We start from the raw sequence: 10,804 nt of genomic DNA on the forward strand, positions 1-10,804 counted from the left end.
TGACGAACTGATTTAAAAAAACGCACGGTTGACCTATATTAACGCATCGCACTACGTCGTTACGGGCTAAAAACCACAATGAAAGACATCACGGACCTTATCAGCAACAACCAAACCTGGTCTAAGCATCTCAAAGAAGAAGACCCGGGTTTCTTCGAGCGTCTGGCGCTGGCCCAGAAGCCGCGATTCCTTTGGATAGGCTGTTCCGATAGCCGGGTGCCGGCGGAGAGGCTGACCGGTCTGGAGCCGGGGGAGCTGTTTGTGCACCGCAACGTGGCCAACCTGGTTATCCATACCGATCTCAACTGCCTGTCGGTGGTGCAGTACGCCGTGGACGTACTGGAAGTCGAGCATATTATTATCTGCGGCCATTACGGATGCGGCGGCGTACAGGCCGCCATCGACAATCCGGAACTGGGATTGATCGACAACTGGCTGCTGCATATCCGCGATTTGTGGTACAAGCATAGCTCAATGCTGGGGGAGCTTCATCCCGAGGATCGCCTCAACACCTTATGTGAAATCAACGTTATCGAGCAGGTCTACAACCTGGGGCACTCCACCATTATGCGCTCGGCCTGGAAACGTGGCCAGAAGGTGCAGCTGCACGGCTGGGTATACAGCATACACGACGGCCTGCTGCGTAATATGGACGTCTCCGCCACCAGCCGGGAGACGCTGGAACAGCGCTACCGCCAGGGCATCGCCACGCTTTTGCAACAGCACGGCAAATAGCCGGCTACCCGTGCGTCATCCCTGAGACCGCCAAGGACCGCCGCCTGGCGGTCAATCCTGACGCACGACCTTGCCGACAAAAGGCAAATGCCGGTAGCGCTGCGCGTAATCGATACCGTATCCCACCACGAACTCGTCGGGGATGGCAAAGCCCACCCACTCCACCGGCACCTGCACCTCGCGGCGATCCGGCTTATCAAGCAAGGTGCAGATAGCCAGGGATTTCGGCTGGCGCAGTTGCAGGATCTCGCGCACTTTACTTAGCGTGTTGCCGGAATCAATGATATCTTCCACGATCAGCACATCCTTGCCGCGGATATCCTCATCAAGATCCTTCAAAATCTTAACGTCGCGCGTGCTGCTCATGCCGCTGCCATAGCTGGAGGCGGTCATGAAATCCACTTCATGCGGCACCGTCACGGCGCGGCAAAGGTCGGCCATAAACATAAAAGAGCCGCGCAACAGGCCGACCAGGACCATCTCACTGCCGCTGTCGCGGTAATGCAGGCTGATATCATGGCCAAGCTGCGCGACCCGGTCAGCGATTTCCCCGGCGGAAATCATGACGTCCACGGTGTGTTTCATAGCGGGATCACATTACAGAAAGTTGAAAAGAGGCGAATTTTAGCATAACCGCCAGGCGCATGCGATGCGCGGACACAAGGTTTGCACGGCTCTTCGTGCCCGCCCTTCCCGCTCAAGCCCACCGCGCGTATCAGCAATCTTAGCGGTTTTACCCACCGCGCGCGGGACAATCCGCCAGGTTTGCTCCATACTTTCATCAAGCGGTTTTCACCGCCAAAAATGCGGCTGCAGAATAAAACTTAGGGCGAAAATCATTAAATATGATAACGTCAACCTATAACGAATGATTCAGGTTTTCACATGAAATACACCCTATTGGTGACGCTGTTGCTCGGGCTGCTGGGTTTTTCAACCGCGTCACAAGCCTTATCCGAACCCGAAGCCGAAGACATGGCCGATTTAACCGCCGTGTTTGTTTATCTGAAGAACAACTGTGGTTATACCGACATGCCCAATGAACAAATCCGGCGTGCCATCCTGATTTTTGCCCAACAAAACCGTTGGGACCTCAGCAACTATGCCAGTTTCGACATGCGCGCCCTGGGAGAAGACAGCTATCGCGATCTTAGCGGCATCGCCATTCCCACGCCGAAGAAATGCGAAAGCCTGGCGACAAATTCCCTTAGTTTGCTCGCCTACGCAAAATAAAGAGTTTTAAATCCTGTTTGTGTGAAAATCATCCGTGCAAGGTGGGGCGGAGTTAGCTATTATGTTGCGCCGTTTTCTCATGGCGGTTTTCGCCGAGGGTTAGCTCAACATGTCACATCCCAACATGCCACAACACGACATCTGGTACGAAACGCTGCATGATAATTTCGGGCAGTATTTTCACGTGGACGCTATCTTGTACCGGGAAAAAACCGCGCATCAGGATCTGGTGATTTTCGCCAACGCCGCGTTTGGCCGCGTTATGGCGCTGGACGGCGTGGTGCAAACCACCGAACGCGATGAATTTATCTATCACGAAATGATGGCCCACGTACCGCTTATCGCCCACGGCAACGCCCGCAAGGTGCTGATTATCGGCGGCGGCGACGGCGGCATGCTGCGTGAAGTCTGCCGGCACCCCGGCGTAGAAAGCGTGACCATGGTGGAAATCGACGCCGGCGTCGTCACCTTCTGCCGGCAATATCTGCCGGGGCACAACGCCGGCTCGTTCGACGATCCGCGTTTTCATCTGGTTATCGACGACGGCGTGAATTTTGTCGGCGCCACCGACGACACCTTTGATGTGATCATCTCCGACTGTACCGATCCTATCGGGCCGGGATCGAGCCTGTTTACGTCTGATTTTTATCAGGGCTGCGCGCGCTGCCTGAACGAAGGCGGCATTTTTGTCGCCCAAAACGGGGTGTGTTTTTTACAGCAGGACGAGGCGGTACACAGCCACCGCAAACTCAGCCATTACTTCAGCGATGTCAGCTTCTACCAGGCGGCGATACCGACCTACTACGGCGGTTTGATGACCTTCGCCTGGGCCAGTCAGGACCCGGCGCTGCGCCAGCTGGACGCCGCCACGCTGAAGGCGCGCTTCTCCGCTGCGAAATTGGAATGCCGCTATTATAATGCAGCTATTCATCACGGCAGCTTTGCCCTGCCGCAGTATTTACTCAATGCCTTGTCGTCAGCACGCTGAGACGCAAGCCATAAGGGGGTGAACTCAATTGCAGAAGTTAAAACTACACGGCTTTAATAATTTAACCAAGAGCCTGGGTTTTTGTATTTACGATATTTGTTATGCCAAAACGGCGGACGACCGTGATGGATATATCGCTTACATTGACGAACAATATAATGCCAATCGCCTGACTGAGATCCTGAGCGATACCTGCGCGATGATCGGCGCCAACATCCTGCATATCGCGCGGCAGGACTATGAACCCCAAGGCGCAAGCGTCACCATTTTGGTCAGCGAAGATCCTATCGATCCGCTCAGCATCGATAAATCGGAGCACCCGGGGCCGTTGCCGGAATCGGTGGTGGCGCACCTGGATAAAAGCCATATCTGCGTGCATACCTATCCGGAAAGCCATCCGGAAGGCGGCCTTTGCACGTTCCGCGCCGATATTGAAGTTTCAACCTGTGGCGTGATTTCGCCGTTGAAGGCGCTCAATTACCTGATACATCAATTAGAATCGGATATCGTTACCATGGATTATCGGGTGAGAGGCTTTACCCGGGATATCAATGGCATAAAACATTATATTGATCATGAAATCAATTCAATACAGAACTTTCTATCGAAAGATATGAAGGCGCAGTATCACATGATGGACGTCAATATCTATCAGGAAAATATTTTCCATACCAAGATGATGCTGAAGGATTTTGATTTAAAGCATTATCTGTTCAATGCCAGGCCGGAAGATCTGAGCCCCAGCGAACGCAAGGAGATCACGGACCTGCTGTATAAAGAAATGCGGGAAATTTATTACGGACGCAACCTGCCGGTGGTATGACCCGCCGGTAGGTGTTCGGACCGGCTCAGGCTTCGTAGCCGGAATATTCCTCCCTACCTGCGCTCTCCGGAGCCCCTGCCGCCAGCAATTTAATCACCGCCCTATGGCCATAACAGCGGGCATAATCCATGGCGGTCTGGCAATGGCTATCGGCTATTGCGCCGTTGGCGCCGTGCGCAATCAGCAGCCGGACAATATCGACATGTCCCCGCGCAGCGGCAATGCTAAGCGCCGTCCTGCCATCACAGCCGATATCATTGACGTTAAGATTCCGGTCCAGCAGTGACCTGACAATGTCGCTATCACCATAGCGCGCCGCATACATCAGGCTGGTATAGCCGAAAGCGTTTTTGATAAAGGGGTCGGCGCCGCGTTCCAACAAGACATTAATGATCGCGGCATCGCCGCGCTGCAAAGCAAATGCCAGCGCCGTGTCACCATAGATATCGCCGGCATTGATATTGCAGGGTTGACGCGAAAGGGTAGCTAAAATGACGTCATTGACATTGACGGCGGCATACATCAGCGCCGTGCGATTTAGACAATCCGTCAGGGAAACATCGGCCTGGTGTTCGATAAGTCTTTTGATGATATCTTCACAGGAGGCATGAGCCGCCAACATCAAAGGCGTGGTGCCTAAAATATCCTGCGCATTCACATTGGCGCCATTGCTTATCAATATTTTTACTATTGTTTCCTGATGCTGTCCAATGGCATGCATTAAAGGTGTAAACCCCCTCCTATCCGTCATGTCAGGGCGGATATTTTTATTAAGCAAATGAATCATTATGCTTGGCCGACCATAAATGGCGGCATATATCATAGCGTCGTGGCCCAGGTAATCGCTTTGCAAAGGGTCGGCACCCTGTGACAGTAATAAATAAAAAAGTTGCTCAGTATTATATTGAATAGATATCATCAGCGCCGAGGCGCCCATCAAATTAACGGCGTTGATGTCGGCGTGATAATCCAATAAATAACCTACTATCTTATCGTTGCCGGTCATGGTGGCCAACATCATGGCCGTCAACCCCTGTTTGGTTTTAGCATCTGGATTGGCCCCGTTTGCCAGCAACAGGCGTACCACCGGTATTTGATTGTGAGAAATCGCATACATCAGCGGCGTTATACCCTCGCAGTCAGGTCTATTGATGATTTCCGCACCGGCATGACTCAGGAACAAGCGGACCAAGGCCTCATCGCCGCAGAGGCAGGCATGACACAACGCCCGCCTTAACAGACCATGCCAAATCTCGGGGTTGACGCCATGGTTATCCATGTCCGCGATAATATCCGCCCTGCCCAGATAGGCCGCCGCCACGAGCACACTCAGGCTTTTTTCCTGGCGATGCTCCCCCCTCAAGGCCGGCAAGGTCCCCTCCACAGGCGGGAATAGGGGAGAGGGTTGGCCGGTCAACGGCGTTATGCGGGCAATATTGACCTGATGGCCGCGGTGCTGCACACCGGGCGGCGCCGTGGGTTGGCCAAGCCTGTTTTTTTTGGCGGGCGAGTGGTCAGGCACGCATGGCGTTTGCGCCGTCACGGCGCAAGAAACGGCGGGCGCCGCCGGCGCCACGACGGCGGGACGTTTTAGACCGCCGTCGTGGCAAAGGTTAAGCGGATGTGCGCCATCATTACCGGCAGGAGGGTTTGTTACTGTGTGTACGTTGACAGACAAATTAACACAGGCGGAAAGCTTCTTTAATTTTGTCCAATATGCTTTTTCTGGCTTTTCGCCATCAGCAGAATGATATGTTCCTTCCAAGTGAGCTTGATTAATTTCACCTGAATTAATTGAGTTAGAATTCATAGCGACACCTGATGATCATTTTTTCATCGCCATCATGTCATAGGCACACTATTTTTTGAATTTCACTACTCGTTGCCATGGCGGATAATCTGGGAATAACTTTTATCGTTACGTTCTTATTTATAAATAAAACAAACGACGTCGCAGCCGGATCGGATGATACCCAGCGGGTTAGCGGGACAGACTAAAATCGCGATAATGCCGTAAAACCTGCAAAAAATCATCGGTCCCGCATAACGACAGGCTTTCTTCATCATAATAATTCATGCCTTCCTCCAGTTCGTCGTTCACAAAGGCAAGTTCATTGGCGCGGATTATCACCTCATCGCCATCGGTCCAGAAAGTGTACTCATGCCCGACGCATTGCCAACTGTCCTGGCCGCCGGCCAACCGCTTGATATGCCCCTCCACCTCGTCCAATAACACGAGATTGCCCTTGACCTCTTCGTTAAGCCAATGTCCCACGGCTTCATGCCCCATGGAAAAGGTCACTCTTATCTGACCGGTGATATCCCGTTGAAACGCGTAATCCATAGCCGTCCGCCCATACTCAGCCAATTGCGGGAGATGGCAGATAATTTCTGCGCAGGCCCGTACAGTAACGGTTATTTTACCCGTTTACCGGCATAAGATCGTTAGCTATGTTGTGTTTTACCGCGCTCGTGAGCGTTAAAGGGCGGAGAATGACGCGCCGGCCCGCCCTTCAGCCACATCGCCAGGTATAAACCATTGGTATAACCCGTTTGGCCGCGAACAAAAACCTATCCCTGAAAAAAGCCACAGCTACTGGAAAAATAACTGGCTCAAACGCTTTATTTTATTGATTAAATTAGCAAACCTTATGCCGTTAATGCCGGAGGGACCCGCGGCGCCGGACGTCGCGGCACTATGATGTTGCAGCAACGCCATGACCGGCGTATGACCGCGCCGCGCGGCGTAAAATAATGCGTCCCGGCCGTTATTATCAACGAGCGTAGCGTTCGCGCCGCGTAGCAATAGCGCATTGACCGTCACCTTGGCGCCGCGTTCGGCGCTTTGCATCAGCGCCGTACGGCCAATGGCGTTAACTTCGTTAATATCTGTCCGGTTTGCCAGCAGGGCATCGATCAATTTCAAATCGTCTTTTTTCGCCGCCATCATAAAAGGGGTCAGCGGTTCCGCGGGCCGGTCTGGAATATCGTCGCTTATGCCGGGCCTGGCCGGGGTATGGGGCAGCCCGGTTTGCGGTACAATGCCGGGGGAGCGTCCGCGCGGGCGCAGGATAGTCTGCGGCGGCGCAGGCGCGCTGGTGGTCGGCGGCTTGCGACGGGTGGTCTCGACAGCGGCCGTCGCCGGCGCCGCGTCATTACTCTGATACGCTTGCGTCAATAGCGTAATCATATCCAGCTGATGCATGGCCCTTGCGGAATCCATGGCCGTCGAACCGGTATTGTCGGTTTCATTGACATCCGCGCCTTGCGCCAGCAAAAAAGCGGCAATGCGCATATCACAGGCGCGTGAAGCCACCAAAAATACGCTCTCGCCACGGTTATTCAGCAACCAAAGGTCCGCGCCTGCAGCGAATATCGCCATAAAATGATCATAAAGATTCAAGCGCGCGGCATACATCAGGGCGGTGTTGCCCTTAAAATCCCTGGCGTCATAATCGATGCCTCTGTCCAGAAGCAGCCGGGTGACTGAAATATCACTCTCGGCGAATTCTTCAGAAAGCATTAACGCCGTCATCCCCACCCAGCATGCATTGATCTGAGCGCCGGCATCCAGTAATATTTCCACCACTGCACTTTGGTTATTAACCGTGGCGACATGTATCGGCAACATCCCTTTATGCGGCCATCTGATTGCGGCTATTTCAACGCTTACCCCTTGCGATATAAACATTTTGACCACTTCGCCCATGCCCACGCTGGCCGCATAAATTAACGGTACTTCTCCGTACGGATTATTATTGGCGAGCGCCAGGGCTGCTTCCAACTCGGTTTCTCTTTTCTGCTTACGCCCTCTTGCGGCATAATGCCCGGCATACATAATTTTATCTTTGCGGGCTAATACTATTTCCGCCATCGCGTCAGGATCCAGCGGCATAGCGGAGGTCGCTTCATGGTGATCATTTCCGGGCGTCGCGCAAGGTGGCGCGTCCGGCAGAGTAAAAGGAAAAGAGACCGGCAGGTTTTGCAAGGAAATTGCAGAATGGGAAACATTTTTCAAAATATTCCCTATTCGATTAACGCCGGTATAACTTTGTGCGGAATTATCGCCCAGCGCGCAATTTGCGCCGTTCGCTAATAAACAAGGATAAACGCCTGCATTCATAGAGAGACCTCCGTGCCTTGCACTTTATCGGGTAAATCAAAAGTGACATAAAATATAAACCCTATTTGCCCACTTTAGAATTGCGGTGGTTGTTTCACATAGCTTACGTTGAAAATTTAAAGTCGCTTCTGCTTTTCAACCCTAAAAAAACGGCCAGCCGCAATGGCTGGCCGTGGGATCGAAGCGCCGGGGGTTACGTTTGCGTATCCCAGGCATTACCCAGTTACACCGCCGTCTGGAAAATCACCTCGTCGGCTTTGTCGGTATACTCCGTCAACCGGTCAAAGTTCAGGTAGCGATACGTATCGGCAGCGGTTTTATCCACCAGAGCAATGGCCTGCAAATATTCCTCCACCGTTGGTAAACGTCCCAGCAGCGCGGTTACCGCCGCCAGTTCCGCCGAAGCCAGGTAGACATCCGCGCCGTTGCCCAATCGGTTGGGGAAGTTGCGGGTAGAGGTGGAAACCACCGTCGCGCCTTCGGCCACACGCGCCTGGTTGCCCATGCACAATGAGCAGCCGGGGATCTCGACGCGCGCCCCGCTTTTGCCGAAGATGCTGTAATAGCCTTCTTCCGTTAACTGGGCGGCATCCATTTTGGTCGGCGGCGCCACCCACAGACGGGTCGGCAGCTGGCCTTTGTGCTGGTCAAGCAATTTACCCGCCGCGCGGAAGTGGCCGATGTTGGTCATGCAGGAGCCGATAAACACTTCGTCGATTTTATTGCCGGCCACCTCGGAAAGCAGACGGGCATCGTCCGGGTCGTTCGGCGCGCACAGGATCGGTTGGTTGATATCCGCCAGATCGATTTCAATCACGGCGGCATATTCCGCGTCGGCATCCGCCGCCAGCAGATGAGGATCGGCCAGCCAGCTTTCCATGCCCTTGATGCGGCGCTCCAGGGTGCGGCGATCGCCGTAGCCTTCGGTTATCATCCACTTCAGCAGCACAATATTGGAACTGAGGTATTCGACGATCGGCGCCTGATCCAATTTGATGGTACAACCCGCCGCCGAACGTTCCGCCGAGGCGTCCGCCAGTTCAAACGCCTGTTCCACCTTCAGCTCCGGCAGGCCCTCGATTTCCAAAATACGGCCGGAGAAGATGTTCTTCTTACCCTTCTTTTCCACCGTCAGCAGTCCCTGCTGGATGGCATAATACGGAATGGCGTGCACCAGATCGCGCAGCGTGATGCCGGGCTGCATCTTCCCCTTGAAACGCACCAGGACCGATTCCGGCATATCCAGCGGCATGACGCCGGTGGCGGCGGCAAACGCCACCAGGCCGGAACCCGCCGGGAACGAAATGCCGATGGGGAAGCGGGTATGGGAATCGCCGCCGGTGCCGACGGTGTCGGGCAATAGCATACGGTTCAGCCAGGAGTGGATAATACCGTCGCCGGGGCGCAGCGAAACGCCGCCGCGGTTCATGATAAAGTCCGGCAGGGTATGGTGGGTCTCCACATCCACCGGTTTCGGATAGGCGGCGGTATGGCAAAACGACTGCATAACCAGATCGGCGGAGAAGCCCAGGCAGGCCAGATCCTTCAGCTCATCGCGGGTCATCGGGCCGGTGGTATCCTGCGAGCCGACGGAGGTCATTTTAGGCTCGCAATACTGGCCGGGGCGGATGCCCTCCATGCCGCAGGCGCGGCCGACCATTTTCTGCGCCAGGGTAAATCCCTTGTCGCTGGCGACCACGGCCCGGGCATGGCGGAATATTTCGCTGGGCGGCAGGCCCAGGGATTCACGGGCGCGCGCGGTCAATCCACGGCCGATGATAAGCGGAATGCGGCCGCCGGCGCGCACTTCGTCCACCAGCACCTCGGTATTGAGCGCGAAGGTGGCCAGCAGCCGGTCGGTATCATGGGCGCGAATCTCCCCCTTGAACGGATAGATATCAATCACGTCGCCCATGTTCAGCTCGGAGACATCAACCTCGATGGGCAGCGCGCCCGAGTCTTCCATGGTATTAAAGAAAATCGGCGCAATCTTGCTGCCCAGCACCACGCCGCCGCCCCGCTTATTCGGCACGTAAGGCAGGTCGTCGCCCATATACCACAGCACCGAGTTGGTGGCGGATTTGCGCGAGGAGCCGGTGCCGACCACATCGCCCACATAGGCCAGCGGGAAGCCTTTCTGGTTCAGCGCTTCAATTTGTTTGATAGGTCCGACGCTGCCGGGCTGATCGGGATCGATACCGTCGCGGGCATTTTTCAGCATCGCCAGGGCGTGCAGCGGAATATCCGGCCGGGACCAGGCATCGGGCGCCGGCGACAGGTCATCGGTATTGGTTTCACCGGTGACTTTAAATACCGTCACGGTGATTTTTTCCGCGAGCGCAGGGCGCGACAGGAACCATTCGGCGTCGGCCCAGGCGCGCATCACCCGCTGAGCGTGGACATTGCCGGCCCTGGCCTTGGCTTCAACATCAAAAAAGCTGTCAAACATCAGCAGCATGTGTTTCAACGCATCGGCGGCAATCGGCGCCAGGGTCTCGCTATCCAGCGCGTCAACCAACGGCTGGATATTGTATCCGCCCTGCATGGTGCCGAGCAATTCAACCGCCCGGACGGGCGTAAGCAGCGGAGAGTGCGCGTCGCCTTTGGCGACGGCAGCCAGGAAACCGGCCTTGACATAGGCCGCTTCGTCTACGCCTGGGGGAACACGGTTAGTTAACAGATCCAGTAAAAAATTTTCTTCGCCGGTCGGCGGATTTTTCAGCAGTGTCACCAGCGCCGCCATTTGCGCAGCGTCAAGAGGTTTTGGCACAATCCCCTGGGCAGCACGTTCGGCCACGTGCTTACGGTAGTCTTCTAGCACGACGATCTCCTCGCTTTAATAAGTCATTGCTCACTTTTATTGCTCTCGGCAGTCTAACAGAATTTGACCGTACTGTTAATT

Annotated in this window: 9 protein-coding genes; 4 read left to right on the forward strand and 5 right to left on the reverse strand. The window is 54.7% G+C overall.

What is annotated here, in order from left to right; genetic code table 11:
- The first annotated feature begins 78 nt into the window (after positions 1 to 78).
- Positions 79 to 735, forward strand: coding sequence for a carbonate dehydratase (gene can, locus ACL2XM_RS16775; protein ID WP_410016385.1), 657 nt, complete (start codon positions 79 to 81; stop codon positions 733 to 735).
- 51 nt (positions 736 to 786) lie between these two features.
- Here the strand turns inward: can and hpt are convergent, their stop codons facing one another.
- Positions 787 to 1,320, reverse strand: a complete 534-nt coding sequence (gene hpt / locus ACL2XM_RS16780; protein WP_410016386.1) for a hypoxanthine phosphoribosyltransferase — start codon at positions 1,318 to 1,320, stop codon at positions 787 to 789.
- Between the two features lie 300 nt (positions 1,321 to 1,620).
- Between hpt and ACL2XM_RS16785 the strand changes: the two genes are divergently transcribed.
- From ACL2XM_RS16785 to speD, 3 genes are all read left to right on the forward strand, one after another.
- Positions 1,621 to 1,968 (forward strand): YacC family pilotin-like protein, encoded by a 348-nt coding sequence (locus ACL2XM_RS16785; RefSeq protein ID WP_410016387.1) that lies wholly within the window; start codon positions 1,621 to 1,623, stop codon positions 1,966 to 1,968.
- Between the two features lie 124 nt (positions 1,969 to 2,092).
- Positions 2,093 to 2,956 carry a polyamine aminopropyltransferase gene (gene speE / locus ACL2XM_RS16790; RefSeq protein ID WP_410016622.1) on the forward strand — a complete coding sequence of 288 codons (864 nt, stop codon included), beginning with the start codon at positions 2,093 to 2,095 and terminating at the stop codon, positions 2,954 to 2,956.
- A gap of 28 nt (positions 2,957 to 2,984) precedes the next feature.
- Positions 2,985 to 3,779, forward strand: a complete 795-nt coding sequence (gene speD, locus ACL2XM_RS16795; protein WP_413722151.1) for an adenosylmethionine decarboxylase — start codon at positions 2,985 to 2,987, stop codon at positions 3,777 to 3,779.
- 25 nt (positions 3,780 to 3,804) lie between these two features.
- On the opposite strand, the gene ACL2XM_RS16800 is transcribed toward speD, so the two are convergent.
- The 4 genes from ACL2XM_RS16800 to acnB form a co-directional block, all read right to left on the reverse strand.
- Positions 3,805 to 5,589, reverse strand: coding sequence for an ankyrin repeat domain-containing protein (locus tag ACL2XM_RS16800; RefSeq protein WP_413731268.1), 1,785 nt, complete (start codon positions 5,587 to 5,589; stop codon positions 3,805 to 3,807).
- Between the two features lie 171 nt (positions 5,590 to 5,760).
- Positions 5,761 to 6,123, reverse strand: coding sequence for a YacL family protein (locus ACL2XM_RS16805; protein WP_413731269.1), 363 nt, complete (start codon positions 6,121 to 6,123; stop codon positions 5,761 to 5,763).
- A gap of 249 nt (positions 6,124 to 6,372) precedes the next feature.
- On the reverse strand, positions 6,373 to 7,674 hold the full coding sequence (locus ACL2XM_RS16810; protein ID WP_413727142.1) for an ankyrin repeat domain-containing protein: 1,302 nt from the start codon (positions 7,672 to 7,674) through the stop codon (positions 6,373 to 6,375).
- A 451-nt stretch (positions 7,675 to 8,125) separates the two neighbouring features.
- Positions 8,126 to 10,723 (reverse strand): bifunctional aconitate hydratase 2/2-methylisocitrate dehydratase, encoded by a 2,598-nt coding sequence (acnB, locus tag ACL2XM_RS16815; protein ID WP_413731271.1) that lies wholly within the window; start codon positions 10,721 to 10,723, stop codon positions 8,126 to 8,128.
- Between the last annotated feature and the right edge of the window lie 81 nt (positions 10,724 to 10,804).

This window comes from Sodalis sp. RH20 (assembly GCF_047324205.1).
Taxonomy (GTDB): Bacteria; Pseudomonadota; Gammaproteobacteria; order Enterobacterales; family Enterobacteriaceae; genus Acerihabitans.

Excerpts from the sequence above, each read along its gene's own strand:
- can (WP_410016385.1), top strand. The coding sequence starts at position 79 with ATGAAAGACATCACGGACCTTATCAGCAACAACCAAACCTGGTCTAAG.
- hpt (WP_410016386.1), bottom strand. The coding sequence starts at position 1,320 with ATGAAACACACCGTGGACGTCATGATTTCCGCCGGGGAAATCGCTGAC.
- ACL2XM_RS16785 (WP_410016387.1), top strand. The coding sequence starts at position 1,621 with ATGAAATACACCCTATTGGTGACGCTGTTGCTCGGGCTGCTGGGTTTT.
- speE (WP_410016622.1), top strand. The coding sequence starts at position 2,093 with ATGCCACAACACGACATCTGGTACGAAACGCTGCATGATAATTTCGGG.
- ACL2XM_RS16800 (WP_413731268.1), bottom strand. The coding sequence starts at position 5,589 with ATGAATTCTAACTCAATTAATTCAGGTGAAATTAATCAAGCTCACTTG.
- ACL2XM_RS16805 (WP_413731269.1), bottom strand. The coding sequence starts at position 6,123 with ATGGATTACGCGTTTCAACGGGATATCACCGGTCAGATAAGAGTGACC.
- ACL2XM_RS16810 (WP_413727142.1), bottom strand. The coding sequence starts at position 7,674 with ATGCCGCTGGATCCTGACGCGATGGCGGAAATAGTATTAGCCCGCAAA.